Source organism: Streptomyces sp. NPDC051582 (assembly GCF_040681715.1).
GTDB lineage: Bacteria > Actinomycetota > Actinomycetes > Streptomycetales > Streptomycetaceae > Streptomyces.
The window spans coordinates 60567-87222 of the sequence record NZ_JBFAZJ010000021.1 but is presented as its reverse complement, the minus strand read 5'-3'; the positions used below and the strand labels follow the sequence as shown (position 1 = coordinate 87222).

Annotated in this window: 20 protein-coding genes and 1 pseudogene; 5 read left to right on the top strand and 16 right to left on the bottom strand. The window is 72.1% G+C overall.

From position 1 onward, the window contains the following. Positions 1 to 34 precede the first annotated feature (34 nt). Together AB0M92_RS25700 and AB0M92_RS25695 are read right to left on the bottom strand one after the other, a co-directional pair. Complete coding sequence (locus AB0M92_RS25700) at positions 35 to 745, bottom strand: ribonuclease HII (protein WP_366104635.1); 711 nt, start codon at positions 743 to 745, stop codon at positions 35 to 37. A 69-nt stretch (positions 746 to 814) separates the two neighbouring features. After that, a complete protein-coding gene (locus AB0M92_RS25695) occupies positions 815 to 1417 on the bottom strand; it encodes a TetR/AcrR family transcriptional regulator (RefSeq protein WP_366104693.1) in 603 nt (200 codons plus the stop codon). 125 nt (positions 1418 to 1542) lie between these two features. Here AB0M92_RS25695 and AB0M92_RS25690 point away from each other — a divergent pair, with 125 nt between their 5' ends. Next, complete coding sequence (locus AB0M92_RS25690; RefSeq protein ID WP_366104634.1) at positions 1543 to 3111, top strand: MFS transporter; 1569 nt, start codon at positions 1543 to 1545, stop codon at positions 3109 to 3111. Positions 3112 to 3170: 59 nt separating this feature from the next. Here the strand turns inward: AB0M92_RS25690 and AB0M92_RS25685 are convergent, their stop codons facing one another. From AB0M92_RS25685 to AB0M92_RS25665, 5 genes are all read right to left on the bottom strand, one after another. Further along, positions 3171 to 4979, bottom strand: coding sequence for a DUF4173 domain-containing protein (locus tag AB0M92_RS25685; RefSeq protein WP_366104633.1), 1809 nt, complete (start codon positions 4977 to 4979; stop codon positions 3171 to 3173). Between the two features lie 159 nt (positions 4980 to 5138). Next, positions 5139 to 6056 (bottom strand): ADP-ribosylglycohydrolase family protein, encoded by a 918-nt coding sequence (locus tag AB0M92_RS25680; RefSeq protein ID WP_366104632.1) that lies wholly within the window; start codon positions 6054 to 6056, stop codon positions 5139 to 5141. 11 nt (positions 6057 to 6067) lie between these two features. Next, a complete protein-coding gene (locus tag AB0M92_RS25675) occupies positions 6068 to 6727 on the bottom strand; it encodes a histidine phosphatase family protein (RefSeq protein WP_366104631.1) in 660 nt (219 codons plus the stop codon). A gap of 72 nt (positions 6728 to 6799) precedes the next feature. Further along, positions 6800 to 7405 carry a YdbC family protein gene (locus tag AB0M92_RS25670; RefSeq protein WP_366104630.1) on the bottom strand — a complete coding sequence of 202 codons (606 nt, stop codon included), beginning with the start codon at positions 7403 to 7405 and terminating at the stop codon, positions 6800 to 6802. 32 nt (positions 7406 to 7437) lie between these two features. Continuing rightward, positions 7438 to 8289 (bottom strand): arylamine N-acetyltransferase, encoded by an 852-nt coding sequence (locus AB0M92_RS25665; protein WP_366104629.1) that lies wholly within the window; start codon positions 8287 to 8289, stop codon positions 7438 to 7440. Between the two features lie 116 nt (positions 8290 to 8405). On the opposite strand from AB0M92_RS25665, the pseudogene AB0M92_RS25660 reads away from it, so the two are divergent. Then, positions 8406 to 9219, top strand: a pseudogene (locus AB0M92_RS25660) (DUF1152 domain-containing protein). A 13-nt stretch (positions 9220 to 9232) separates the two neighbouring features. Here AB0M92_RS25660 and AB0M92_RS25655 read toward each other — a convergent pair. Beyond that, the gene (locus tag AB0M92_RS25655) at positions 9233 to 9895 is read right to left on the bottom strand and encodes a nitroreductase family protein (RefSeq protein WP_366104628.1); all 663 of its coding nucleotides are present in this window, start codon (positions 9893 to 9895) and stop codon (positions 9233 to 9235) included. 82 nt (positions 9896 to 9977) lie between these two features. On the opposite strand from AB0M92_RS25655, the gene AB0M92_RS25650 reads away from it, so the two are divergent. Further along, positions 9978 to 10373, top strand: a complete 396-nt coding sequence (locus AB0M92_RS25650; protein ID WP_366104627.1) for a helix-turn-helix domain-containing protein — start codon at positions 9978 to 9980, stop codon at positions 10371 to 10373. 102 nt (positions 10374 to 10475) lie between these two features. Here AB0M92_RS25650 and AB0M92_RS25645 read toward each other — a convergent pair whose 3' ends face one another. Both AB0M92_RS25645 and nrdR read right to left on the bottom strand, forming a co-directional pair. Then, entirely contained in the window at positions 10476 to 13364 is a 2889-nt protein-coding gene (locus AB0M92_RS25645) for a vitamin B12-dependent ribonucleotide reductase (RefSeq protein ID WP_366104626.1), read from the bottom strand. 132 nt (positions 13365 to 13496) lie between these two features. After that, complete coding sequence (nrdR, locus tag AB0M92_RS25640; protein ID WP_366104625.1) at positions 13497 to 14009, bottom strand: transcriptional regulator NrdR; 513 nt, start codon at positions 14007 to 14009, stop codon at positions 13497 to 13499. Positions 14010 to 14481: 472 nt separating this feature from the next. Here nrdR and lexA point away from each other — a divergent pair, with 472 nt between their 5' ends. Further along, a complete protein-coding gene (gene lexA, locus AB0M92_RS25635; RefSeq protein ID WP_363179251.1) occupies positions 14482 to 15273 on the top strand; it encodes a transcriptional repressor LexA in 792 nt (263 codons plus the stop codon). 110 nt (positions 15274 to 15383) lie between these two features. Here lexA and AB0M92_RS25630 read toward each other — a convergent pair whose 3' ends face one another. The 5 genes from AB0M92_RS25630 to AB0M92_RS25610 form a co-directional block, all read right to left on the bottom strand. Then, positions 15384 to 17354 carry an ATP-dependent DNA helicase gene (locus AB0M92_RS25630; RefSeq protein WP_366104624.1) on the bottom strand — a complete coding sequence of 657 codons (1971 nt, stop codon included), beginning with the start codon at positions 17352 to 17354 and terminating at the stop codon, positions 15384 to 15386. 52 nt (positions 17355 to 17406) lie between these two features. Further along, positions 17407 to 19287, bottom strand: coding sequence for an IucA/IucC family protein (locus tag AB0M92_RS25625; RefSeq protein WP_366104623.1), 1881 nt, complete (start codon positions 19285 to 19287; stop codon positions 17407 to 17409). An 82-nt stretch (positions 19288 to 19369) separates the two neighbouring features. Next, complete coding sequence (locus AB0M92_RS25620; protein WP_366104622.1) at positions 19370 to 20071, bottom strand: GNAT family N-acetyltransferase; 702 nt, start codon at positions 20069 to 20071, stop codon at positions 19370 to 19372. 6 nt (positions 20072 to 20077) lie between these two features. Beyond that, complete coding sequence (locus AB0M92_RS25615) at positions 20078 to 22072, bottom strand: IucA/IucC family protein (protein ID WP_366104621.1); 1995 nt, start codon at positions 22070 to 22072, stop codon at positions 20078 to 20080. 17 nt (positions 22073 to 22089) lie between these two features. Next, entirely contained in the window at positions 22090 to 23454 is a 1365-nt protein-coding gene (locus tag AB0M92_RS25610) for a diaminobutyrate--2-oxoglutarate transaminase family protein (protein WP_366104620.1), read from the bottom strand. A 353-nt stretch (positions 23455 to 23807) separates the two neighbouring features. On the opposite strand from AB0M92_RS25610, the gene AB0M92_RS25605 reads away from it, so the two are divergent. After that, the gene (locus AB0M92_RS25605) at positions 23808 to 24983 is read left to right on the top strand and encodes a hypothetical protein (protein ID WP_366104619.1); all 1176 of its coding nucleotides are present in this window, start codon (positions 23808 to 23810) and stop codon (positions 24981 to 24983) included. A gap of 88 nt (positions 24984 to 25071) precedes the next feature. Here AB0M92_RS25605 and hflX read toward each other — a convergent pair whose 3' ends face one another. Further along, a complete protein-coding gene (gene hflX, locus AB0M92_RS25600; RefSeq protein ID WP_366104618.1) occupies positions 25072 to 26577 on the bottom strand; it encodes a GTPase HflX in 1506 nt (501 codons plus the stop codon). Between the last annotated feature and the right edge of the window lie 79 nt (positions 26578 to 26656).

Below are 26656 nucleotides of genomic sequence, written 5' to 3'. Positions count from 1 at the left end.
ACGAAACGTACCGGCGGGTGGCACGTGGGTGCGATCAGAAATCGAAGCCGAGTTGGCCTCCGTTTTCCAGCTCCATGGCTTCCTCGCTGCGCCGCACCTTCTTGAGGTGCCGCCACCGGGGCAGCCCGTCGAGGTACGACCACGAGAGCCGGTGGTACGGGGTGGGCCCCAGCTCTTCGAGCGCGGCCCGGTGCACCGGCGAGGGGTATCCGGCGTTGTCGCCGAAGGCGAACTCCGCACATCCGCCGCCCTGTCGGCCGAGTTCGGCCATCATCCGGTCGCGCCTGACCTTGGCGATCACCGAGGCCGCGGCGACGGCGACGCAGGACTGGTCGCCCTTGATCACCGTGCGGACCCGCCAGGGCACGCCGAGGTAGTCGTGCTTGCCGTCGAGGATCACCGCGTCGGGCCGCTCGGGCAGCGCCGCCAGGGCGCGTTCCGCGGCGAGCCGCAGGGCGGCCGTCATCCCGAGCGCGTCGATCTCCTCCGGAGAGGCGTGCCCGAGGGCGTAGGCGGTGACCCAGTCCTCCAGGACGTCGAGAAGCGCGTCGCGACGTTTTTGGGTGAGCAGTTTGGAATCGGTGAGACCGGCGGGCGGCCGGCGCAGACCGGTGACCGCCGCGCACACGGTGACGGGACCGGCCCAGGCCCCTCGTCCGACTTCGTCTACCCCGGCGATGACCTTGGCGCCGGTGGTTGCACGGAGGGAGCGTTCGACGGTGTGGGTGGGTGCTTCGTACGGCATGGCGCCAGCAAGGGTACGCCGCCCCGCGCCGCCTGCACACCCCGCCCCGGGTGGAGTCCGTACGGCGTCTCACGCCTTGAGCAGCGGCACCATCACCTGATCGATCATTTCCGTGATGTCCACATCCGTCCATTCACTCCCGCACACCTTCGCGCGGTACATCATCATGGCCGGAATGACGTCGGCGACGAACGGACCCACCGCGTCCGCGCGCACGTCGCCCCGCTCGATCCCGCGCTGCACAAGCTCCCTGATCAGGCGATGGGCGGGCTCGTGCAGCCCGGCGCGGACCACGTCGTGGAACCGGCCCGCATGGGCGTGGTCGCATTCGTGAAGGACCGCTCGCAGTGCCTGACCGGCGCGCGACTCCATCACGTCACGCATCCGCACACACAACCGGAGGAAGTCGCCCCGGACCGATCCGCAGTCGGCGATCTCGCCGATGGGGGGCAGCCCGGCCCGCAGCACCTCGGCCACCAGGTCGGCCTTCGAGGGCCACCGGCGGTAGACCGCCGCCTTGCCGGTGTGCGCGCCGGCCGCGACGCCTTCCATGGTGAGCGCGTTCCAGCCCACGGTGCTCAGCTGCTCCAACGCCGCGTCGAGGATCGCCCGTTCGAGTTCCGGACCGCGTCTGCGGCCCGGCGAGGTCACCGACCAGCGCGAACCCACCACCACTTCCACCTCCCGCCGAACCGGGGGCCCTCGTACGCATTTTCAGCCTTAGTGAACGGTTGCGTTCACTAACCGGGGGCTCCTACCGTGGGGCCGCAGTGAACGGCTGCGTTCACTATTTCACTATGGGGGGATCCTCAGTGAAAAGTTCTCCACTCGCCACACCCCGGATACCGGGCGCGGCCCGCCGGGAAGGGCGGCCCGGCGTGGCCCTCACGGTCATCGCCGCCTGTCAGCTGATGGTCGTCCTCGACGCGACGATCGTGAACATAGCGCTCCCGCACATCCAGACCGCCCTGTCCTTCTCCACGACCGACCTGTCCTGGGTGATCAGCGCCTACACCCTGGCCTTCGGCGGGCTCCTGCTGCTCGGCGGCCGGGCCGGCGACATCCTCGGCCGGCGCCGCGTGTTCCTGACCGGCATCCTGCTCTTCACGCTGGCCTCCCTGCTGGGCGGCTTCGCCCAGGAACCCTGGCAACTGCTGGCCGCCCGCGCACTCCAGGGGGTCGGCGGCGCGATCGCCTCGCCGACCTCCCTGGCCCTGATCACCACGACGTTCGCCGAAGGCCCCGAGCGCAACCGCGCGTTCGGCGTGTTCGCCGCCGTCTCCGCCGGCGGCGGCGCGATCGGCCTCCTGGCGGGCGGCATGCTCACCGAGTGGCTCGACTGGCGCTGGGTGCTCTTCGTCAACGTGCCGATCGGCCTGCTGATCGCCGTCCTCGCGCCGCTCTACATCACCGAGTCCGAGCGCCACCCGGGCCGCTTCGACATCGCGGGGGCCCTCACCTCCACCGGCGGCATGGCCTCGCTGGTCTACGGGTTCATCCGCGCCTCCGAGGACGGCTGGCGCGACGGGGGCACCCTCGCCTCCTTCGCCGCGGCCGCGGTCCTGCTCGCGCTCTTCGTGGTCATCGAGTCGCGCGCCCACGAGCCGATCGTCCCGCTGCGGATGTTCGCCGACCGCAACCGCGCCGGCACCTACCTGATCATGCTGGGGCTCGCCGCCGCGATGTTCGGGATGTTCTTCTTCATCGTCCAGTTCGTGCAGAACGTGCTGGGCTTCTCCCCCATCCGGTCCGGGCTCGGGTTCCTGCCCGTGACCGTGGCGATCGTCACCGCCGCCGGGCTCTCCCAGCGCTTCCTGCCGCGCTTCGGCCCCAAGCCGTTCATGGTCACCGGCTCCGCCCTCACCGGCGTCGGCCTGGCCTGGCTGACCTTCATCCGCACCGACAGCTCGTACGTCTCCGGCGTCCTCGGGCCGATGCTGGTCTTCGGCTTCGGGATGGGCCTGAACTTCGTGACCCTCACCCTGACCGCCGTCTCCGGGGTGGCCCAGAAGGAGGCGGGCGCGGCCTCCGGTCTGCTCAACGCCAGCCAGCAGGTCGGCGGCTCCCTCGGCCTGTCGATCCTGGTCACCGTCTTCGGCACGGCCAGCCGCAACGAGGGCGCGAAGCAGGTGCCGGACTTCGTGGCCCACGCGGATCCCGATCAGATGGCGGCGTTCAAGGAGACCGGGCGGCTGCCCGACCCGTGGGGCGACCTCGTCCTCACCCAGGGCATCTCCACCGCGCTCGTCGCGGCCGTCGCCATGGCCGCGCTCGCGGTGGCCACCGCGCTGCTGGTGATCCGGGTGCGCAAGAGCGATCTGGACGCCCTCAACGGCGCTGCCGCGGAGGCCGGTCCGGTGGCCTGAGCCGCACGGCGTGGCGTACGGGGGCCCCGGTCCCGGGCCCCCCGTACGCGATCCGGCCGCTACTCGATGCGGCCGTGGAAGGTGCCCAGGCTCCGGCACACCTCGTACGAGGCCGTGACCGGGCGCTCGCGCAGGATCTGCCGGGCCCGGTACTCGCCGAGGCTGACCGCGTACCAGGGGACCGGGCCGCGGCGCGACAGATCGTCGTTGATCCCGCGCAGGGCGCAGGAGCGGCGGGGTTCGGGCAGCCGGTCCAGCGCGGGCACGGCGTCCGCCGACAGGTCCTGGAAGTAGGCCAGGTCCAGCTTGCCGGACTGCTCGAAGCGGGCCACGTTCTTCTCGGCGACCATGCCGTCCGGGGACAGCAGCCCGAAGGCCAGGACGGCGGCGGCCATGCCCGCCGCGACCGCGCGCGGCAGCAGGCGGGCGCCGAAGGCTCCCGCGGCCATGATCAGTACGATGACCAGCCCGAGCCAGAGCTCCATCGCGGCCACCGACACGCGCAGCCGGGTCAGTCCGTACGCGTCCACGTACAAGTCCATCCGGCGCAGCGCGGCGGCGACCACGACCAGGGTCAGCGCGCACAGCGTGCCGAGGACCACGCGGACGAACCGGCGGTCGCCGGCTCCGGTGCGCGGGGCCCAGCGCAGGGCGAGCGCGATCACGGCGAGGGTGAGCAGGGTGGCCCAGAGCAGTTGCCAGAAACCCTGGCGGGCGTACTCGGCGTAGGTGAGCCCGGTGCTCTCCAGGACCTTGTCGTAGCCGCCGAACAGGACGGCGAGCTGGACGGCGTTGAAGCCGGCGAAGAGCAGGTCGAGCACGATGAGCGGAAGCGCCCATTCGACGCGGGAGCGCGGCTTTCCGGGCGCGATCCGGATCCGGTCCCAGCGCGAGGGCCCGGCGGCGGCGCGGGCGGCGGCGAGCGCGAGGACGGCTCCGAGCAGGAAGAGGACGATGCGCAAGGGGCCGTCGCCGAGGGAGATCTCGGGGGTGAGCCCGTCCAGCAGGTCGGCGAAGGCGGCATCGGCGGAGGCGAAGAGGGTGCCGAAGAGCACCAGCAGGACGAGGGCCACGGCGGTGGCCTTGACCACCGGCAGCCAGCGGGCGCGGTCGACTCCGCTGCCGCGCGAGCGCAGCCCGCTCCAGGCCCAGCGGATCCCGAGCACGGCGGAGTCGACGAAGCCGAGCGGGCTGAGCAGGACGCCGTGCCAGGTGCGGCTGCCGTGCAGGGCCAGTGCGCCCAGCAAGGCGGCGGCGAGCAGCGCGAGGGCGGACGGCCAGTCGGCGTCGCGCAGCGCGGGGATCCCGAGGAGTGCGACGCACCCCAGGGCCCAGGTCACGCTCCAGGCCCGCGCACGGCGCCGGGCCGCGCGGGCGGCGAGGTACGCACCGATGGCGGCGGGCACGGCGGCGATCAGCAGTCCGAGTCCCAGGCCGTCGCCGAGGAACAGGCCCGCGGCGAGGCCGGCCGCCACTGCGGCGAGGAGCACGGCGGTGGACACGGGCGCGGCCGAAGCCGGCCGGGCGGCCTCGGCCCAGGCCGGCGGCAGGATGGACCAGGCCCCGGAGGCGGCGCGCTGCCGGCGCACCTGGTAGGCCTGCCAGGCCTTGGGATCCCACCCGTCCGGCGCCCCACCGCCGACCACGGCCGCGCCCTCAGCCGTACCCGCGCCCGCGCCCGCTGCCTGCGCCCGGGCCACGCCGGGCGCAGGCGCCCCGGCCCGCCCCGCCAGATGCGCTCCGCCGGCGCCTCCGCCCGCCCCTCCCCCGGCCGCACCCGGCTCGCTGCGCGGCGGAGCCGGCCGCGCGGGATCGGCGGGCGGGCCGCCGGTCGCCTTGTCGGGCGCGCCGTCGGTGTCGTCTGGCATCGGGTTCCCCTCCCCTGTCGGCCGCCCGCGTCATCACGACGGAGGCGGCGGAGCGGACAGGTTAGGCCCGTGACGTGGGCGTTCAGCCCGCCCGGAGGGCCCCTGTGGCAGGACCGTGACAATCACAACGGCCTCACGGCGGCCCGGGCCCCCACGGGGCTAGTGCGCCGCGGTCTCCGGCAGCCAGGCCGGCAGGGCCTCCGTACGGGACAGCCAGGCGGCCGGCAGTGCCGCGTCGCCGCGCGCCCCCAGCACCCCGCCCACGATGGCGCAGGTCGTGTCCACGTCCCCGCCCACCTGCGCGGTGGTCCAGAACGCCCGCTCGTAATCGCCCAGCGACCGCGCCGCCGACCACAGGGCGAACGGCACCGTGTCGTGCGCGCTCGTCCGCCGCCCGCAGCCCAGCACCGCCGCGACCGTCGTCGCGTCGCCGTAGTCCAGCATGTCCCGCGCCCGCCGCAGCCCGGCCCCCACCGCACTGCGCGGCACCAGGGCGATCACCCCGTCCAGCAGGTCGCCGGCTTTCGGCGGACCCGCGGGGGCCGCCGCCAGCGCGGCCGCCGCTGCCACGGCCATCGCCCCGCAGACCGCCTCGCGGTGCTGGTGCGTGGTGTAGGCGGAGATCTCCGCCTGGTGCGTGGCCTGCTCGGGATCGTCGGCGTACCAGGCACCCAGCGGAGCGATCCGCATGGCCGCGCCGTTGCCCCACGAGCCCTGCCCGTTGAACAGCTCGGCGGCCAGCGTGCGCCAGTCCTCGCCCTCCCGGACGAGGCGCAGCATCCGGTTGACGGCGGGCCCGTAGCCGCGGTCGAAGTCGTGGTGGTGGGCGAAGGAGCTCGCCAGGGCGTCCTGGTCGATGCGCCCGTGCGCGGCGAGGACGGCGACCACCGAGCAGGCCATCTCGGTGTCGTCGGTCCACTGCCAGGTGCCGGTGCCGGCGGGCAGCTCGCGGCGCTTGAGGAGGGGGTAGTTCACGGGGACGAAGTACTGGGAGCCCAGGGCGTCACCCAGGGCCAGCCCGCGGAGGCTGGCCATGGCGCGTGCGTAGCGCGGTTCGGAAGCGGAGTCAGCGGTCATCCCGCGTCAGTTTAGCCGTCCAGGTCATAAGGCTCCGGTGTGGTCCACCTCTCGAACGGGCGGTCCATCCGGTAGCGCCCGTCCGGCCCCAGCAGGAGCACCCGGTATTCGCCGTTCCCGGGGTTCGACAGTGCCTCGAACTCGGCCACCGACCAGTGGAACCACCGCATGCAGAACAGCCGCATGGTCAGCCCGTGCGTCACCAGCAGCACGTTCGGCGGGTGGTCCGGCGCCTCGAAGCTGCGGTAGAGGCTCTCCAGGAAGGATCCGACCCGGTCGTAGACGTCCGCGCCGGACTCCCCCTGCGCGAAGCGGTAGAAGAAGTGGCCGTAGGCGTCGCGGTAGGCCTTCTGCAGCCGTACGTCGTCCCGGTCCTGCCAGTTCCCCCAGTCCTGCTCGCGCAGCCGCGGCTCCTCGCGCATCCGCACCCGCGCCGGGTCCAGCCGCAGCTCCCGGAAGGTCTGGAGGGTCCGGCGGTAAGGGGAGACGTACGCGCTGATGGCCTCGTCCCCGAACAGCTCGCGCAGCCGTACTCCGGCCTCCGCGGCCTGCTCGCGGCCCTTGCCGGTCAGCCGCAGGGCGTGGTCGGGCTCCCGTTCGTACACCGTGTCATCGGCATTGCCCTCCGATTCCCCGTGCCGGACAAGGACGATGCGCCGTGGTCGTGCCATCCCCCGACCCTATGCGGCGGCCGGCGGGCCGAGCACCCGGGCTCGCCGGTCGGCCCGCCGATCGTCGTACGGTCATACCGTCCAGGAGGATTCGAGGTCGACGACGTCACCGGTGAGGGCTTCCACATCGGCCTCGGTCTGGGCCCGCAACGAGAGCCGCTCGACCCGCTCCTGGCGGTATTTGCCGTGCTCGGCGGCGGCATGCCACATCGACAGGACGAGGAACTCCCGGCCCGGCGCCTCCCCGAACAGGCCCCGGATCATTCCGGGTGAGCCAGCCATGGCCGGGTTCCACACCTTCTCCTGCATGAGGGCGAAGTGGTCCACCCGCCCCTCCCGCACCCGGGTGTGGGCGACCCGCACGACGTCCGCGTCGGTGAAGCGCGGCTCGAAGCCGGTCTTCACGTCGAAGCGGTGGTCGAAGAGCGTGACCCGCGCGTTGGTGAAGGTCCCGGTCTGGGACGCGGCGAGCCGGTCGTGCGATCGGGCCATGAACGAGTCGTAGAACGAACGGCTCTCCCAAAACGCGAAGACATGCGCGACCCCCTGCCGCCCCCGGCTCCATCCGCCGCCCTGCCCCCGGAATCCCGGCTCGCCAGGCAGCCCCGCCCATTTGCGTTGCCCGCGCTCGAACCCGCGTCGGTCCGTCACCGTGCAGCGAATCCACTTGACCAGCACCGCGCCATCGTACGGGCCCGGCGCGGCCCCGGTCAGTCCCCAGCGCGGTTGATCCGCACCAGTTCCTCCGCATCCCGCCCGGACAGCCGAAGCCCGAACTCCCGGTCGAGCAATGCGAGGAGCTCGGCGGGGTCCGCGGACCGCCGCTCGACCCGTCCGTCGGCGTGGAGTCGGGTGAGCTCCCGCCCCACGAGCGCCCGGCGGACGGGTTGGCGGACGGAGTCGCCCGGGTGCTGGACGATCACCCGCCCGACGAAGACGGAGCGGGGGTGGGTGGAGCTGTAGTGGTTGAGCAGGACGTAGTCGACGGGGTGGTAGCGCTGCGGGGAGAACGCGTACAGGTCCCGCCGGACGCCCTCGCGCAGGATGGACAGCGCGAGGATCCCTTCGTCCTCCTCGCGGACGGCGTACGTCCACTCCCCCTGCACCACTTCGGCACCGGGCCGCGCCAGCGGGACGGGCTCGCGCGGCCCTTGGTGCCCGAACCCGGCGTCGCACAGCCAGGGTTCGCCCTCGACGGTGACGACGAGGACGGCGTGCGTCACCGCGAGCAGGGTGTCCCCCCGGGTGCGGTTGCGGGCGCCGCGGCCGGAGACCTCGAAGCCGATCCGCTCCAGGGCGGCGGCCAGCAGCGAGTTCTGCTCGTAGCAGTAGCCACCGCGGCGGCCGTGCACGAGCTTTTCCTCCAGAGCCTTGACGTCCAGCTCGACGGGGCGGCCGAGCAGCACGTCCAGGTTCTCGAAGGTGATGGCACCGGTGTGGGCGCGGTGCACTGCGTACAACGTCGGCAGGTCCGCGCGGAGTTCCCCGTCCTCCCCGACCGGGCCGTCGTATCCGATCCGCGCCAGATAGGCGTCCAGATCCAGTTGGTCACCGCTCCACATGTCTCCCCCGTCTCCGCGCTGCCCTGGTTCAGGTCGTTCCGGCCCCGGTGCATGCCGCCGTCCGATCCCGGAAATTGCGGGGCGGCTGCGCTTGCGCGCCCCGCACAATGATCTCCATGACCGCCCTGCACACCAACCCGCTCTTCGACCGCCTCGCCGACGCCGAACGCGTCCTGGTCGCGGGAGCGGGCGGCGGCTTCGACATCTACGCCGGCCTGCCCCTCGCCCTCTCGCTCCTCCACCAGGGCAAGGAGGTCCACCTGGCGAACCTCTCCTTCAGCCACCTCGCCGGGCTGCCCGTCGAGGACTGGGCGGCCCCCGACCTCGCCGCCATCACCCCGCACACCGCCCCCCACCAGGCGTACTTCCCCGAGCGGACCCTGGCCCAGTGGCTGGAGGCACACGACTACCCGGCCACCGTCTACGCCTTCCCCCAGACCGGGGTGCAGCCGCTGCGCGCCGCCTACCGCGCGCTGATCGACCTCCACCGCATCGACGCCGTCGTCCTGGTCGACGGCGGGACCGACATCCTCATGCGGGGTGACGAAGCGGGCCTCGGCACCCCCGAGGAGGACCTGACCAGCCTCGCGGCGCTGGCCGCCCTGGACGACGTACCGCAGCGCCTCGTCGTGTCGGTCGGCTTCGGCGTGGACGCGTACCACGGGGTCAGCCACGCCCTCGTACTGGAGAACATCGCCGCGTTGGAGCGCGAGGGCGCGTACCTCGGCGCGTTCTCCGTACCGCGCGCCACCCGTGAGGGCGCGCCCGCTGATGTCGCTGTGCTTCGCCTTCGACCTGCCGGGCCTGGCCGCGCGCTGCCTCTACCTGGACCGCATCGAGGACACCCACCTGATGCGCCAGGTCCACTCCCGCATCGCGGAATTCCGCGAGGATCTCATCCCCCGCCCGTCCCGCCGCATCCCCCACTGACCCACCGCCCCGGCTACTCCCGGCGTGCGGCACTCCCCGCGTCGCGGGTCCCGTGCGATCCGCGGAATACGTTGTGCTCCGTGGCGCGCCGACCCGGATGGCGCCGTTCCTCCGCCGGGTAACCGACCGAGACCAACAGGGCGATGGCCAGATCGTCACGGCCGTCGATCCCGATCACCTTTTTGACCTCGGCCTCGTCCCAGCCGTTCATGGGCGAGGTCGCCAGTCCCATCTCCGTGGCGGCGAGCATCAGGAACGAGGCCGCGATCATGGCGTCCTTGACCGCGTACTCCCGAAGCAGTCCGCGCCGGTCGAGATCCTCCTGGAAGGCCGTCGACGCGGCGGAGAACAGCGCGATGAACTCGTCGTTCCATGCCCCGCCGCGCCGCGCCTGCTCGTAGACGTCGCTGTGGTCATCACGCCAGGACTGCGGCTCGGCGACGAAGACCAGTACGACCGGGGCCTCTTGGGGCTGGGGCTGGCCGGCGGTGGCCCGTGCCAGCCCCGCGCGTCCTTCTGCTGCGGACACCACGACGATCGACCGGTCCTGCAGGTTCCAGCTGGTGGGGGCCTCGACCGCGAGATCGAGGAGCGCTTCGAGCGCGCTCGGCGCAATCGGATCGGGCCGGTAGTGGCGGACGGTGCGGCGGGTGCGGATCGCTTCAGCGACAGACATCGTGTGGCTCGTCATGCCACTCACTATTGGAGAGTGACTCTCCATCGGGAAGAGGGCACCTTTTTGTGCGTTACTCTCCCGTATGAAGACCACGGTGGAAGCATCCGGACTGCCTGCCGACGTCTACTCCGCGAAGTGCCCGACGCGTCAGGTCCTCGACCACATCTCCGGCAAGTGGACGATCCTCGTCGTGGACGCCCTCCTCGAAGGGACCCTGCGGTACACCGGCTTGATGCGGCGCATCGAGGGCGTCTCACAGAAGATGCTCACCCAGACGCTGCGCGCCCTGGAGGCAGACGGGTTCGTCACCCGCACCGTGTACCCCACCGTCCCGCCCCGGGTCGAATACGACCTGACGGAGCTCGGTCGCAGTCTGGCGGAGCCGATCAGCGCCCTCCGCCACTGGACGGAAACCCATATCAACGAGATCGAACGGGCCCGGGCCCGGAGCACCTCGGAGGCGGCGCAAGCCACCTGAGCAGTCGCACCGGACGCACCGGGCAATGACGCCGACGGGGAGCCGGCATTTCGCCGACTCCCCGTTCTGACCAGGCACGTCATGCCTGGTGGGCGCCTAGTTTCAGCTGCAGCCGCTGGTGGAGCCGCAGCCCTCGCAGATGTAGCAGGAGCCGGCGCGCTGCATCTTCGTACCGCAGGAGAAGCAGAGCGGGGCGTCGGCGGAGACGCCGAGCTGCATCTCGACCAGTTCGGCGCTGGAGTGCGCCGTCTTCGGGGCCTGGACCTCGACGACCGCGGCCGGCCTGGGTGCTGCCGGGACGGCGGCCAGCGGGGCCGACTGGGCGAGGGACTCCGTGTCGATGTCCTCCTCCAGCGGCTCGTACGAACCGGTGTCCAGGTGGCGCTGGCGCTCCTCGGCGGTGTGGATGCCGAGCGCGGAGCGGGTCTCGAAGGGCAGGAAGTCCAGCGCCAGGCGGCGGAAGATGTAGTCGACGATCGACTGCGCCATCCGCACGTCCGGGTCGTCCGTCATGCCGGCCGGCTCGAAGCGCATGTTCGTGAACTTCGAGACGTACGTCTCCAGCGGGACGCCGTACTGCAGACCGACCGAGACGGCGATCGAGAAGGCGTCCATCATGCCCGCGAGGGTCGAACCCTGCTTGGACATCTTCAGGAAGACCTCGCCCAGGCCGTCGTCCGGGTAGGAGTTGGCGGTCATGTAGCCCTCGGCGCCGCCCACCGTGAAGGAGGTGGTGATGCCCGGGCGGCCCTTGGGGAGGCGCTTGCGGACGGGGCGGTACTCGATGACCTTCTCGACGGCCGCGCGGATGGTGTCCTGCGCCTTGGCGGTGACCTCCTCCTTCTCCGCTTCCTTCTTCTTCGCGGAGAGGGGCTGGCCGACCTTGCAGTTGTCGCGGTAGATCGCGAGCGCCTTGACGCCCATCTTCCACGCCTCGAAGTAGATCTCCTCGATCTCCTCGACGGTCGCCGTCTCCGGCATGTTGACCGTCTTCGAGATCGCGCCGGAGATCCAGGGCTGGATCGCAGCCATCATGCGGACGTGGCCCATCGCGGAGATGGAGCGCTCGCCCATCGCGCAGTCGAAGACCTCGTAGTGCTCGGTCTTCAGGCCCGGGGCGTCGACGACCACGCCGTGCTCGGCGATGTGGGCGACGATCGCCTCGATCTGCTCCTCCTGGTAACCCAGGCGGCGCAGGGCCTGCGGGACGGTGCCGTTGACGATCTGCATCGAGCCGCCGCCGACGAGCTTCTTGAACTTGACCAGGGCCAGGTCCGGCTCGACGCCCGTGGTGTCGCAGGACATCGCGAGACCGATGGTGCCGGTCGGCGCGAGGACGGAGGCCTGGGAGTTGCGGAAGCCGTTCTTCTCGCCGAGGCGCAGGACGTCCTGCCAGGCCTCGGTGGCCGCGGCCCAGATCGAGTTGTCCAGGTCCTCGGTGCGCGGCGCGACGGCGTTGGCGTCGGCGTGCTGCTTCATGACGCGCTTGTGCGCCTCGGCGTTGCGGGCGTAGCCGTCGTACGGGCCGACGATGGCGGCCAGCTCGGCGGAGCGCTTGTAGGCGGTGCCGGTCATCAGCGAGGTGATCGACGCGGCGAGGGTGCGGCCGCCGTCCGAGTCGTACGCGTGGCCGGTGGCCATGAGCAGGGCGCCCAGGTTGGCGTAGCCGATGCCGAGCTGGCGGAAGGCGCGGGTGTTCTCGCCGATCTTCTGCGTCGGGAAGTCCGCGAAGCAGATGGAGATGTCCATCGCGGTGATGACGAGCTCGACGACCTTGGCGAAGCGCTCGGCGTCGAAGGACTGGTCGCCCTTGCCGTCGTCGCTGAGGAACTTCATCAGGTTCAGCGAGGCGAGGTTGCAGGACGTGTTGTCCAGGTGCATGTACTCGCTGCACGGGTTCGACGCGGTGATGCGGCCGGACTCGGGGCAGGTGTGCCAGTTGTTGATCACACCGTCGTACTGGATGCCCGGGTCGGCGCAGGCCCAGGCGGCCTCGGCCAGCTTGCGGAAGAGGGCCTTCGCGTCGACCTTCTCGATGATCTCGCCGGTCATGCGGGCGCGCAGGCCGAACTGGGTGCCGTTCTCGACGGCCGTCATGAACTCGTCGTTCACGCGGACGGAGTTGTTGGCGTTCTGGTACTGGACGGACGTGATGTCGTCGCCGCCCAGGTCCATGTCGAAGCCCGCGTCGCGCAGGGCGCGGATCTTCTCCTCTTCCTTCACCTTGGTGGCGATGAAGTCCTCGACGTCCGGGTGGTCCACGTCCAGGACGACCATCTTGGCCGCGCGGCGGGTGGCGCCGCCCGACTTGATCGTTCCGGCGGACGCGTCGGCGCCGCGCATGAAGGAGACCGGACCCGAGGCGTTGCCGCCGGAGGAGAGGAGCTCCTTGGAGGAGCGGATGCGGGAGAGGTTCAGGCCGGCGCCTGAGCCGCCCTTGAAGATCATGCCCTCTTCCTTGTACCAGTCGAGGATCGACTCCATGGAGTCGTCGACGGCGAGGATGAAGCAGGCGGAGACCTGCTGCGGCTGGGGCGTGCCGACGTTGAACCACACCGGGGAGTTGAAGCTGAAGATCTGGTGCAGGAGGGCGTAGGTCAGCTCGTGCTCGAAGATCTCCGCGTCGGCCGGGGACGCGAAGTAGTCGTGGTCCTCGCCGGCCTTCGTGTAGGTCTTCACGATGCGGTCGATGAGCTGCTTGAGACCGGTCTCGCGCTGCGGGGTGCCCACCGCGCCGCGGAAGTACTTGCTGGTGACGATGTTGACCGCGTTGACCGACCAGAAGTCGGGGAACTCGACGCCACGCTGCTCGAAGTTCACCGAGCCGTCGCGCCAGTTCGTCATGACGACGTCACGGCGCTCCCAGCTCACCTCGTCGTACGGGTGCACGCCGGGGGTGGTGTGGATGCGCTCGATCCGCAGGCCGCTCTTGGCAGTCTTGGTCCCCTTGGCGCGGGAACCTCGTGCCGAGCCGCTCGCCGTCTCTGTCATGCCGCTTCCTCCCATATGCGGGCAAAAACGCCCTAAAGTGCCAGCGTTATTCCGCGGCACTGCCTGTCTTGTATCTACGTTTCTTCGCCTGGCTGTCCCGGGCCGCGGCCACGCTGCGCTGCGGCCGCCCGGTCAGTCGGCGGCGGAGGCGGGCACGGGGACCGCAGAGGTCCGACCGGGCTCGCACTCTTGGGGGTGAGGCCGCGGCACGCGGAGTTCCGCGATGGCGGTCTCGAAGTCTTCGAGGGTGTCGAACGCCTTGTAAACGGACGCGAACCGCAGGTACGCGACCAGGTCGAGCTCCTGCAACGGGCCGAGTATGGCCAGACCCACGTCGTGGGTGGTCAGCTCGGCGCTCCCGGTGGCGCGCAGCGCCTCCTCGACCCGCTGGCCGAGCTTGGCGAGGGCGTCCTCGGTGACCGGCCGCCCCTGGCACGCCTTGCGCACGCCGGAGATGACCTTGGTACGACTGAAGGGTTCGGTCACCCCGCTGCGCTTGATCACCATCAGCGAGGCCGTCTCCACCGTCGTGAAGCGACGGGAGCAGTCGGGGCACTGACGGCGCCGACGGATCGACGTGCCGTCGTCCGTGGTGCGGCTGTCGACGACGCGGCTGTCGGGGTGCCTGCAGAAGGGGCAGTGCATGGTTCCCTCACCCTCCCTCTTGGCACGACCGAATCACCTCACGAGGCCCCTGAACGACCGGGACGGGTCCAGGTCGGGGGCTGGTGAAGCAGCCACCAGCATATGCGATGCCGGGGACCTCGGAGGACCGAGGACCACAACTTCTGGGCGGCAGCGCTCATCCAACCACTAGATCTTGGGTTGTGGTGGATTTACTTCGATCCGCGTGTCGCCCCGCGCGATGCCCGGACGGGGGCGTTCCCGGTGCCACACTGGGCACAGGACCGGAAGGCGGCGATCCGATCGGGAAGGGTACCGTAATCAGCGGACGCCGGACCGAACCCGCGTTCGGCGGACCGATCGTCCATACACCCCTCGATGTGCCCAGGTTGGACGATTCTCGATTTTTCACTCGAACGTGTGTTTGGCGCAACCTTTCGAAAGCAACTACCGTTGTCCAGCTAGGGAGAACATTTCGAGAGGGGCCGCCGACGTGACCACCACCGCAGACAGTGCCACCATCACTGCCCAGAACCGCTCCCAGAGCCGACTTGAGCCGGTGCATCCCATGAACGACGCAAGCCTGAACCCGGAGGCGGAGCCCGCGCGCCCCGCGCGGTCGCTGCCAGGGCGACCTCCGGGCATCCGCGCCGACAGCTCCGGGCTCACCGACCGGCAGCGCAGGGTCATCGAGGTCATCCGCGACTCGGTGCAGCGGCGCGGCTACCCGCCGTCGATGCGGGAGATCGGCCAGGCGGTCGGCCTGTCCAGCACGTCGTCGGTGGCCCACCAGCTGATGGCCCTGGAGCGCAAGGGCTTCCTGCGCCGGGACCCGCACCGCCCCCGGGCGTACGAGGTCCGGGGCTCGGACCAGCCCAGCTCGCAGCCCACGGACACCACCGGCAAGCCCGCCGCCTCGTACGTACCGCTGGTCGGCCGGATCGCGGCCGGCGGCCCGATCCTCGCCGAGGAGTCGGTGGAGGACGTCTTCCCGCTCCCCCGCCAGCTCGTCGGCGACGGTGAGCTCTTCGTGCTGAAGGTCGTCGGCGACTCGATGATCGAGGCCGCCATCTGCGACGGCGACTGGGTCACGGTCCGCCGCCAGCCGGTCGCGGAGAACGGCGACATCGTGGCCGCGATGCTCGACGGCGAGGCCACGGTCAAGCGCTTCAAGCGCGAGGACGGCCACGTCTGGCTGCTCCCGCACAACGCCGCCTACCAGCCGATCCCCGGTGACGAGGCGACCATCCTCGGCAAGGTCGTCGCGGTGCTGCGCCGCGTCTGACTCCGCGCCCCTTCCTAGCCAGCCCCCGGGACCCACTGCGCCGGTCCCGGGGGCTGTTTTCGTTCTGTGCGGAGCTGCTCGTACGTTCTGTACGGGACCGCTCGGCCGAGCTACTTCCCGTCCGCCTGGGCGGCAGCGTCGATGGCGGCCAGCGAGCGGCGGACCTGGTTGCGGTCCGTGGTGTACCAGAAGTCCGGCAGCGTGGCCCGCAGGAAGCTCCCGTACCGGGCCGTGGCCAGCCGGGGGTCCAGGACCGCGACGACGCCCCGGTCACCGGAGGCCCGTACGAGCCGGCCGGCCCCCTGGGCCATCAGCAGCGCCGCGTGCGTGGCCGCGACGGCCATGAAGCCGTTGCCCCCGTGCTCCTCGACCGACTTCTGCCGGGCGCTCATCAGCGGATCGTCCGGGCGCGGGAACGGGATGCGGTCCATGATCACGAGCTGGCAGCTGGGACCGGGCACGTCCACGCCCTGCCAGAGCGACAGCGTCCCGAACAGGCAGGTCTTCGGGTCCGCCGCGAACGCCTTGATCAGCTCGCCCAGCGTCTCCTCGCCCTGGAGCAGGATCGGGTTGTCGAGCCGGCCGCGCAGCTCCTCGGCGGCGGCCTTCGCACCCCGCATGGAGGAGAACAGGCCGAGCGTGCGGCCGCCGGCCGCCTCGATCAGCTCTGCGAGCTCGTCCATCATGTCCCCGCGCGTGCCCTCCCGGCCGGGCGTGGCCAGGTGCTTCGCGACGTAGAGGATGCCCTGCTTCGGATAGTCGAACGGCGAGCCGACGTCCAGACCCTTCCAGGCCGGGGCGTCCTCCCCCTCGATCCCTTCCGGGGACAGGCCCAGCGAGGCCGCGACCCCGTTGAAGTCCCCGCCCAGCTTGAGGGTCGCCGAGGTCAGGACCACCGAGCGGTCCGCGAACAGCTTCTCGCGCAGGAGCCCCGACACCGACAGCGGGGCGACGCGCAGGGTGGCTCCGAAGCGGTCGTGCCGCTCGTACCAGAGCACGTCGTACTCGGAGCCCAGCAGGATCCGCTCGGCCACCGCGTGGACGCTCTCCACCGCGGCCAGGGCCTGCTTGCGGACGGCGTCCTCGTCGTGGACGGACTTGTCGCGGGTCGCGCCGATCGCCGAGATGACATTGCGCGCGGCGTCCCGCAGGGCGGCCAGCGCGTACCCGAGGTCCTCGGGGAGCTGCTCCAGCCGGCCCGGAAGGGCCAGCTCCATGACCCGCTCGAACGACTCGGACGCGGTCTGGAGCGAGTCCGCGGCCTTCTCGTCGACCAGCTTGGCCGCGCGCTTCACGGCGCGGTTGACCTGGCCGGGGGTGAGCTCGCCGGTGGCGACCCCGGTCACCCGGGAGACCAGCTCGTGCGCCTCGTCCACGATCAGCACCTCGTGCTGCGGCAGCACCGGGGCGCCCTCGATGGCGTCGATGGCGAGCAGCGCGTGGTTGGTGACGACCACGTCGGCCAGCTTGGCCCGCTCGCGGGCGGCCTCGGCGAAGCACTCGGCCCCGTACGCGCACTTCGTCGCGCCCAGGCACTCCCGGGAGGAGACGGAGATCTGCGCCCAGGCCTTGTCGGAGACGCCGGGGGTCAGGTCGTCCCGGTCGCCGGTCTCCGTCTCGTCGGCCCAGTCGCGCAGGCGCAGCAGGTCCTGGCCGAGCTTGCTGGTGGGGGCGGCCGCCTCGAACTGGTCGAAGAGGCCCTCCTCCTCGTCCTGCGGGGCACCCTCGTGCAACCGGTGCAGGCACAGGTAGTTGGACCGGCCCTTGAGCATGGCGAACTGCGGGCGGCGGCGCAGCTGCGGGTGCAGCGCGTCCACCGTCCGGGGCAGATCGCGCTCGACCAGCTGCCGCTGGAGGGCGAGGGTGGCGGTGGCCACGACCACGCGCTCGCCGTGCGCGAGGGCCGGCACCAGGTAGCCGAGCGACTTTCCGGTGCCGGTACCGGCCTGGATCAGCCGGTGCGTGCTGTCGTCGATCGCTTCGGCGACGGCTTCGGCCATGGCCACCTGGCCGGGCCGCTCCGTGCCGCCGACGGCGGAGACGGCGGCGTGCAGCAGGTCGGGGAGGGAGGGCTTCGTCATAGCGATGACAACCCTACGGGGCGCCACCGACAGTGACCGCCACGACCGGGGTTCATGGCCGGTACAAGGGGTTGGGCACGGTGCCGTACTCCACCGCCTGCGGGCGGTCGGGGCGGTCGCGGTAGCCGTCCTCGTACAGCCGGTTGCGGTTCAGGCAGAGCCGCCCGATGCGCTCGCCGAGCAGGTCGAAGAGCGCGTAGCGCTCCTTGAGCCCGGGGAAGCGGGCGTGGTGGCGCAGGATCTCCGCCCGTACGAGCGACCAGAACTCCTCCTCGGGGACGCCGAGGCCGTCCTCGCACAGGGCGGAGAGGTAGCGGAAGACCCCGACGAAGAGACCGGAGTGGATGTACTGGGGCAGGAAGGCCGCGGGTTTGTCGCGCAGCGCGGCGCGCACCTCTGCCGGCACGCCGGCGAGCTCGGGCAGCGGTTCGCGGCAGATGTTGACCTCGTCGACGAAGTCCTTGAGGGCGATCCGGACGGGGACCTCGTGCTCGTCGAAGATCACGGTGGCGTTCTCGCCGTGCGGGGAGAAGACGGTGCCGTAGCGGTAGAGGAAGTGGAGCAGCGGGGGCAGCAGGGCGGCGAAGAGCCGCCGCAGCCAGTGCGCCGGGGCCAGGCCGGACCGGGCGACGAGCTCGGCGGTGAAGGAGCGGCCGCGCGGGTCGACGTGGAGGAGGGAGGCGAGCGTACGGGCCCGCTCACCGGGGTCGAGCCGGCCGGTCAGGGGCTCGCGCCAGATCGCGCCGAGGAGCTCCTTGTACTGGTACGGGGCCTCGGGGAGCTCGTCGTAGACGGGGTGGCGGACGGTGACCGAGGCGACCTCGCCGAGGAGGACCACGCGGCATTCCTCGCGGAGGAAGGGGTCCGAGTCGTGGAGGCCCCGGATCCAGGCGGTGACGGCGGGTGCGGCGGCGCAGCGGTCGGAGGGCAGGCCGCGCCAGACGAGGGTGTTGAAGACGGAGAGCGGCAGTTTGACGCTGTGCCGGTCGGGGCGGGTGAGGTTGAGGAAGGTGCGGATGGACTGCTGCGGGACGCGTATGTCGGGGTCGGCGGGGAGCGGGACCAGGGCGCCCGAGGCCAGGGCCGGGCCGAAGAGGGGCAGCACGATCTCGTCCCACTGCCAGGGGTGGACCGGGAGGTAGAGGTAGCCGAGCGGGTCGAGGCCGCGGGCGCGCAGGGTCCGGTCGAAGCCGTCCCGGGTGACGGGGTCGAGTTCCTGGGCGTAGAGGCGGGCCGGGTCCTGCAGTCCGGCCGTGCCGCGGTAGGCGGCGAGGGAGGTGTGGGCGGCGAGCCAGGGCAGCCGCTGGCGGGTGCGGGACTCGGGGGCCCAGGCGGCGGTGTCGGCGGCGGAGAGTCCCATGCGGCCTTTGTTGAGGACGAGCCAGGGGTGTCCCGTTTGGTGGCCTTCCAGCTCCGCGTGGTCGAGATCGGCGAGGACGTCGGCGGTGAGCGCGGTGTGCTCGATGCGGGCGTCGGCGGCGAGGGTGGCGCTGAGCTCGCGCACGAGGTGGCCGAGGGTGGAGCCGTCGAGGCCGATGAGGCCGCGGGTGCGCACGAGGAAGGCGAACGGGTCGCCGAAGGAGGTCGGGGGCTCCGCGGACGGGGGCGGCGGGGTCAGCGTGATGGTGTCGGGGGCGACGTGCCAGCTGCCGTACACGCGACGGCGGGCGCGGAAGCCGAGGCTGCTGCCGTCGTCGAGGGTCAGCTGCCAGGCGTCTCCGGCGGCGGTGGCCGGAGCGGGAGTCCGCAGGGGGCTGACGATCTCCTCGTAGGCGAACTCGGCCAGCATCTTGGCGAGGAGCCGGCGGGCGGCGGACTCCCAGGTCTCGGTGGTGAGTTCGGGGGGCGTGCAGGGGTGTTGGGGAGACGGCGGAGCGACAGCTTCCGCGAAATGGCGGCCGGCGGAGTCTGAGGCGGCGGGGAAATTCGGCACGGGACTCCTCGGGGATCGGGAACTTTGCTGCGCGACGCAGAGTTTTCGAAGGGTGAGGCGTGAACGGGGAGGCTCGGATGGATCAGATGAGGTTGCGCAGGGCTCGCTCGCGGATCATCAGGGCCGCCCGCTTCCCGGGGAGGTCGATCTCCGCGGAGCAGCGGAATCCGGAGTTGAGGAAGGCTGATACGGAGGGGGTGTTGCGGATGTCCGGTTCGGCGATGACGCGGGTGCAGCGGGGGCGGTTGTCGAGCACGAGGTTGGCGACGGCCCGCAGCAGGGCGGTACCCAGACCGCGGCCGCGGTTCGTGCCGTCCCCGATGAGCAGGTGGATACCCGCGTCGTGGGGGCGCGCCGGGTAGTGGCGGGAGAGCGGGTCGAGGTCGGCCCGGTAGATCTCCCAGTAGCTCATCGGCTTGCCGTCGAGGACGCCGAGGCAGGGGATGCTGTGGCCGTTCCCGTCGAGCTGGGAGCGCACGTGGGTGGCGGTGACGGCGGCGGGGCCGGCGAGCTCCCAGTACGCGGCCACCTCGGGGTCGTTCATCCAGCCGGTCAGCAGCTCCAGGTCGCGGCCGAGGCGTACGGGTTCGAGGCGGAAGGGACCGGCGGGGGTGACGGCGGTACCCCAGCCGGCCGGGGAGTCGAGCAGTTCGGCCTCGGCGAGCAGGGGCAGCAGCCGGGCGGTGAGCCGGCGTCCGGGGATCCGGATGCCCGCGGTGGCGGGATCGACGGCAGCGGCAGCGGTGGCGGTGGGCGCGTAAGGGGAGGCGTCGGTGGAGGGCATCGGCACTCAATCGTGAAGGGGGTTGGCGATGGTGACGTAGACGGACTGGGAGTCCACGGGGCCGACGAGCTCGTCGAGGCCGCCCAGCCGGGTGAGCAGGTTCGCCTTGCAACGCAGGGTGGGTGAGTCGAGCAGCCGGGTGGGGAGCGGTCCGAGTCCGGAGGCCTTGCCGAGGAACCGGCGGAAGGCGGCGAGCAGGACCCGTTCGTCGGCGAGTTGCTGGGATCCGAAGGCGCCGATGAGGCCCAGGACGTTGTTGATGCCGAGGTAGTAGGCGAAGCGTTCGTCGGTGACGGCGTCGGAGACGAAGGTGTCGCTGGCGCTGCCGATACCGGGAAGCCGGCGCTCCAGTTCCGCGCGGCGGGAGGCGCGGAAGTAGTAGCCCTGGTTGTCGCGGTAGCGGCCGCCGACCGGCCAGCCGGCCGGGTCGAGGAGGACCAGCGTGTTCTGCTGGTGCGCTTCGAGGGCGACGCCGGCGAGCGCGTCGAAGGCCAGGACCGGCAGCACGACGTGGTCGAGGTAACGCAGGAACCACTCGGCGGCGACGGCGGCGGTCGGGCGCCCGGTGGCGGAGGCCAGCCGGGAGATGGTCTCGGCGAGCCGGGAGCGCATGGTGGCCCGGCCCGGCCATGGGCGGGGCGAGGTGAGTGCGGCGATGCAGACGGCGTCGTCGTGGGAGCGGAAGGGGTTGTGTCGCAGGACGGCATCGAGCCCGGGGACGGGAGTGCCGTCCGGGGCGTCGACGGCGATCCAGGCGGGGTCGCGCACGATGTCGAAGCCGGGGTGGGCCGCCTGCCACTGTTCCGCGAGGCCGGTGCGGAGCAGCCGGTGCACCTCGACGCCGCGGTGGAGTTCCTTGCGGAGGTTCTCACGGCGGGAGTTGGTGATGCGCAGGCCCAGGGAGAGCTTGAGCATCGCGGGGGCGCCGGGGCGGTGGACGGTGCGGACGGAGGAGGTCGGATGCCAGGGTTCGCCGAACGGGCCCAGGTCGTACAGGAGTCCCGCGTCGCGGAGGGCGGTGACGGCGGGGCGCTGGAGCAGGTCGCGGGCCTGCCAGGGGTGCAGGGGAAGGGGGGTCGTGCCCTCGGGCAGGGGGAGTCCGGGGGTGAGCCGGCCGAGGAGCCGGGCGGCGGCGACGGGGCGGCCGCGTTCGGTCCAGGCGGAGTCGGTGGCGAGGGCGGAGGGGGCGACGGCGAGCCAGTGCAGGGGGAAGGAGCCGTGGAGTTCGGGTGAGTAGCGGCGGATCTCGGCCTCGGAGAGTCCTTCTCGGCTCTTCGGGTCCGGCTGGAGGGGGTGGCCGAGGAGGAGGGACTGTTCGGCGGTGAGGAAGAGGTCACCGGCGACGGGCTCGGGCGGGGTGGGCCGTTCGCGCCGGTCGGCGATGAACTCGGCCGTGCGGCGGACCGAGTCGCAGACCCGGCCGACGAGGTCGGCGCCGCCGCGCCCTTCGGAGCCGCCCTCGCGGGCGAGCAGCGAGGCGACGGTGGCGGCGTCCACGGCGGGGGCGTGGGCGGGCGTGCCTTCGAGCCGGGCGGGGCCGAAGCGGTGCCAGCCGGTGGCGGACCAGTGGCGGACGGCGGCGAGCAGGGCGGTGCCGGAGGCGGGGAGGGGAATGCGCAGCACGCCGACGCCCGGGCGCCGGATCCCGTTCTCCCGGACCCAGCACCGCAGCAGGTTCTCCACGGAGGCGGCCTCGGCGGCGAGGCCCGGATCGGGATGGTCCAGCGGGTCGGCCGTCCCGGCCGAAGCGCCGGTGCCGATCCGGTGCCACAGCATGCCGTTCTCCTGGCGCGGCACACTGCCCGCGCGGCCCGCGCCGCCGACCCCGGTCGTGGGCACGGCCCCGGTCACCGTTGCGGGCACGGGCTCTGCCGTCTGCGTCGGCGCGGCACCGGGCGCGGGGGCGGCGAGCCGGTCGGTCGCCTCGGGTCTGGCGGTCCCGGCGCTCCCGCCCGGTCCGGCGGGGGCGCCGGGCGGCGCGGAGAGGGGGGCTTCGGGCATGGCAGGGGTCCTCGCGGTCAGTGGAGTTGTCGGGAGGCGGCCGCCGGGATGGCGTCCGACAGGCGGTCCAGGACCGCCGCGGCCTGGTCGTCGGTCAGGGTCAGCGGGGGCAGCAGGCGGACCACGCCGGCGTTGCGGCCACCGAGCTCGACGATCAGGCCGCGGTCCAGGCACTCCTGGCGCACCGCCGCGGCGAGGACCGGCGCCGTGGCCCCGGTCTCCGGGTCGACCAGTTCCAGGCCGATCATCAGGCCGCGGCCCCGGACGTCCCCGATGCAGGGGTGTTCGCAGGCCAGGCCGCGCAGGGCGGTCAGCATCCGCTCGCCCAAGACCCCTGCGCGCTCGGCGAGACGGTTCTTCCGTACGTACGCCAGGGTGGCCGTCCCGGCCGCCATGGCCAGCTGGTTGCCACGGAACGTGCCGGCATGGGCCCCCGGGGCCCAGACGTCCAGACCCGACCGGTACACGATCACCGCCAGCGGGAGGCTGCCGCCGATCGCCTTGGACAGGACCATCACGTCCGGCACCACCCCGGCGTGGTCGACGCCCCAGAAGGCGCCGGTGCGGCCCACCCCCGTCTGCACCTCGTCGGCGATCAGCGGGATCCCCCGGGCCTCGGTGATCTCGCGCATCCGGCGCAGCCACGCGTCCGGGGCCGGGAACACCCCGCCCTCGCCCTGCACCGGCTCGACGATCATCGCCGCGGGCGTCGCCACCCCGCCCTTGGGGTCGTCGAGCAGGCTCTCGGTCCAACGGGCCCCGAGCCGCGCCCCCTCGGGACCGCCGATCCCGAACGGACAGCGGAGGTCCTGCGGGAACGGCAGCCGGGTCACCCGTACGTCCGGCGCTCCGCCCGAGGCGCCCAGCGCCCCGGCGGTCATCCCGTGGTACGCCCCCGTGAAGGCCAGCAGCCCCGAGCGCCCGGTGGCCGTGCGGACCAGCTTGAGCGCGGCCTCCACCGCGTCCGTCCCGGCGGGCCCGCAGAACTGGATGCGGGCGTCGGCGGCCAGCTCCGGCGGGAGGCAGGCGAACAGCTCCGTGGTGAAGGCGTCCTTGACCGGGGTGGCCAGGTCCAGGACGTGCAGCGGGGCTCCGGAGTCGAGGACGCCCCGTACGGCTTCGAGCACCACGGGATGGTTGTGCCCGAGGGCGAGGGTGCCGGCCCCGGAGAGGCAGTCCAGGTAGCGCCGCCCGTCCGCGCCCTCGATGGTCAGCCCGCGGGCGCGCACCGGAACGATGGGCAGCGAGCGCGCGTACGTCCGGGCTGCGGACTCCCGCATCGCCTGCCGCCGCAGGATGCCCTCCACCGCGCCGGGTCCCACGGCCCGGGTTCCCTGTGACGGCACCTGCGCGGCAGCCGCGCCCTGCTCGGTCAAAGCCACGACTGTCGGACCTCCCGCACGGACTGCTCCATCGGACTGCGCTTCGAACATGAACGCCGCCCCCCATCCCCCGTACGTACCAACGACGGTGACGGCGGCGGATCACGGGTGGCGCCAAGATCCTTGTTCCTCCGGGACCCTCCGGGACCCTCCGGGACTTCGCCCCGATTCGCCCGGACTGCGCGGCGTCCTTGCGCAGCGTCCCGCGGTTCCGGAACCGCGGCCCCGGGCTGTGCCGTCCCCAACGGCAGCGGCATAGTGGGGTGCTGCACCCTGCGGCACGCACCTCGCGTGTCCCACGCACCTCAACTGCACCGCGTCTGACACCCAGAATCACCAGGGGGATTCACGACATGCGACCGAACCGACCGGTCACCGCGATCCTGTGCGCGGCGGCACTCGCCATGACCGCCGCGGCCTGCGGACCCGGCGACGGGGAGGCCGGCGGCGACGCCAAGCCGACCGTGGCGGCGAGCCTCCCGTCCGGAGCCGACGGGATCAAGATCCCGGACCAGCTCAAGGAGAGGCTCAAGCAGCACGGCATCGACCTGGAGAAGTGGAAGGGGGGTGCGTGGAAGAACTGGAACCAGGAGGACTGGCTCCGCGAGGCGGGCGACTACATCAACCCGATCATCGAGGACCTCTGGGACCCGGACCGGATGCGTGAGGCCGACAAGACCCCGCAGCCCCCGGCCGTCGACCCCGACGCCGGCAAGGACCAGGGCGTCACCGACCCGACCCCCGTGCCGGTACAGGCCAAGGCCGCCGGCGCGCCGTACCACAGCAGCGTTCCCGTGTCCGGCAAGGTGTTCTTCGACGGCCCCGAGGGCTCCATGGTCTGCTCGGCGACCGTGGTGAAGGACCCCGCCCACCCGGGCAAGTCCAACATGGTCTGGACGGCCGGCCACTGCGTGCACGCGGGCAAGTCCGGCGGCTGGTACCGCAACATCGCCTTCGTCCCCTCGTACAACAACGCGGGCAAGCCGGCCGCGCAGCTCAAGGGCGCCCCGCGCGAGCAGGTGGCCCCCTACGGCGTGTGGTGGAGCGACTGGGCGCAGACCTCGGACCAGTGGATCGCCAACGGCGGTCCGACCGGTGGCGCGGGCGCCCCGTACGACTTCGCGGTGCTGCACGTGACCCCGGAGAAGAGCAGCGGCAAGTCCCTGGAGGAGACGGTCGGCGCGGCGCTCCCGGTGGAGTTCAACGCCCCGGCGGTGCCGAAGGTCGCGAGCATCACGGCGACGGGCTACCCGGCGGCGGCCCCGTTCGACGGCCAGAAGGCCTTCCAGTGCGCCGACAAGCCGGGCCGGCTGTCGCTGGCCGCGAACACCCCGGTGATGTACCGCATCGGCTGCACGATGACCGGCGGCTCCTCCGGCGGCGGCTGGGTGGCCACGGGCAGTGACGGCAAGCCGGCGCTGGTGTCGAACACCTCGATCGGCCCCGCCAAGGCGGGCTGGCTGGCCGGACCCCGGCTCGGCCCCGAAGCCAAGGGGATCTTCGACGCGGTGAGCGCCAAGTTCAAGTAGTCCCGCCCGAGTACACGGAACGGACGGAGGGCCCCCTGCACCGCAGGGGGCCCTCCGTCGTGCGTCCGCTCGTCCGTCGGCGCCGGCGCTAGCGCTTGGCCGGCACGTACGGCGCCAGGTCCGCGGCGAGTTCCTGGTGGACCCGCGCCTTCAGCAGGGTGCCCTCCGGGGTGTGCTCCTCGGAGATCACCTCGCCCTCGGCGTGTGCCCGGGCGACCAGCGAGCCGCGCGTGTACGGCACGAGCGCCTCGACCTCGACCTCGGGCCGCGGCAGCTCGGAGTCGATGAGCGCGAGGAGCTCCTCGATGCCCTGCCCCGTGCGCGCCGAGACGGCGATGGAGTGGCGCTCGATGCGCAGCAGGCGCTGCAGTACGAGCGGGTCCGCGGCGTCGGCCTTGTTGATCACCACGATCTCGGGCACGTTGACCGCGCCGACCTCGCGGATGACCTCGCGCACCGCCGCCAGCTGCTCCTCCGGGGCCGGGTGCGAGCCGTCCACGATGTGCAGGATGAGGTCGGAGTCGCCGACCTCCTCCATCGTGGAGCGGAAGGCCTCGACCAGGTGGTGGGGCAGGTGCCGGACGAAGCCGACCGTGTCGGCCAGGGTGTAGATCCGGCCGGAGGGGGTCTCGGCCCGGCGCACGGTCGGGTCGAGGGTGGCGAACAGCGCGTTCTCCACCAGCACGCCCGCGCCCGTGAGGCGGTTGAGCAGCGAGGACTTGCCCGCGTTGGTGTAACCGGCGATGGCGACCGAGGGCACCTTGTTTCGGCGGCGTTCCTGCCGCTTGATGTCGCGGCCGGTCTTCATGTCCGCGATCTCCCGGCGCATCTTCGCCATCTTCTCGCGGATCCGGCGCCGGTCGGTCTCGATCTTGGTCTCACCGGGGCCTCGGGTGGCCATGCCGCCACCGCCGCCGCCACCCATCTGCCGGGACAGCGAGGCACCCCAGCCGCGCAGGCGCGGCAGCATGTACTGCATCTGCGCGAGGGCGACCTGTGCCTTGCCCTCTCGGGACTTGGCGTGCTGGGCGAAGATGTCGAGGATCAGGGCGGTCCGGTCGACCACCTTGACCTTGACGACGTCTTCGAGGGCGATGAGCTGGCCGGGGCTGAGCTCGCCGTCGCAGACGACGGTGTCGGCCCCGCTCTCCAGCACGATGTCGCGCAGTTCGCGGGCCTTGCCCGAGCCGATGAAGGTGGCCGGGTCCGGCTTGTCGCGGCGCTGGATCACACCGTCGAGCACGAGGGCGCCGGCCGTCTCGGCGAGGGCCGCGAGCTCCGCGAGGGAGTTCTCGGCGTCCTGCACCGTTCCGGAGGTCCAGACGCCCACCAGCACGACGCGCTCCAGGCGCAGCTGGCGGTACTCGACCTCGGTGACGTCTTCGAGCTCGGTGGAGAGGCCGGCCACTCGGCGCAGCGCCGCGCGCTCGGAGCGCTCGAACTGCTCGCCGTCCCGGTCTCCGTCGACCTCGTGGCTCCAGGCGACGTCCTCTTCCATCAGGGCGTCGGCCCGAAGGCTCTCGGTGAAGCTCTGCGGGTCCGGCACGTCCTGTGCGTCCCGCGCGTCCTGGGAAGGGGAAGAAGAGGAGGTCATTGGATCCTTACGTCGATGTCGAATGCGGCCGTGTCACGCATGGTCGCGGCCGGGTGTGAGCGTGACTCTCACTCTGTCA

Coding starts and splice junctions, on each gene's coding strand:
- AB0M92_RS25700 (WP_366104635.1), bottom strand. CDS start 745: ATGCCGTACGAAGCACCCACCCACACCGTCGAACGCTCCCTCCGTGCA.
- AB0M92_RS25690 (WP_366104634.1), top strand. CDS start 1,543: ATGGGGGGATCCTCAGTGAAAAGTTCTCCACTCGCCACACCCCGGATA.
- AB0M92_RS25685 (WP_366104633.1), bottom strand. CDS start 4,979: ATGCCAGACGACACCGACGGCGCGCCCGACAAGGCGACCGGCGGCCCG.
- AB0M92_RS25680 (WP_366104632.1), bottom strand. CDS start 6,056: ATGACCGCTGACTCCGCTTCCGAACCGCGCTACGCACGCGCCATGGCC.
- AB0M92_RS25675 (WP_366104631.1), bottom strand. CDS start 6,727: ATGGCACGACCACGGCGCATCGTCCTTGTCCGGCACGGGGAATCGGAG.
- AB0M92_RS25665 (WP_366104629.1), bottom strand. CDS start 8,289: ATGTGGAGCGGTGACCAACTGGATCTGGACGCCTATCTGGCGCGGATC.
- AB0M92_RS25655 (WP_366104628.1), bottom strand. CDS start 9,895: ATGTCTGTCGCTGAAGCGATCCGCACCCGCCGCACCGTCCGCCACTAC.
- AB0M92_RS25650 (WP_366104627.1), top strand. CDS start 9,978: ATGAAGACCACGGTGGAAGCATCCGGACTGCCTGCCGACGTCTACTCC.
- AB0M92_RS25645 (WP_366104626.1), bottom strand. CDS start 13,364: ATGACAGAGACGGCGAGCGGCTCGGCACGAGGTTCCCGCGCCAAGGGG.
- nrdR (WP_366104625.1), bottom strand. CDS start 14,009: ATGCACTGCCCCTTCTGCAGGCACCCCGACAGCCGCGTCGTCGACAGC.
- AB0M92_RS25630 (WP_366104624.1), bottom strand. CDS start 17,354: ATGACGAAGCCCTCCCTCCCCGACCTGCTGCACGCCGCCGTCTCCGCC.
- AB0M92_RS25620 (WP_366104622.1), bottom strand. CDS start 20,071: ATGCCCTCCACCGACGCCTCCCCTTACGCGCCCACCGCCACCGCTGCC.
- AB0M92_RS25615 (WP_366104621.1), bottom strand. CDS start 22,072: ATGCCCGAAGCCCCCCTCTCCGCGCCGCCCGGCGCCCCCGCCGGACCG.
- AB0M92_RS25605 (WP_366104619.1), top strand. CDS start 23,808: ATGCGACCGAACCGACCGGTCACCGCGATCCTGTGCGCGGCGGCACTC.
- hflX (WP_366104618.1), bottom strand. CDS start 26,577: ATGACCTCCTCTTCTTCCCCTTCCCAGGACGCGCGGGACGCACAGGAC.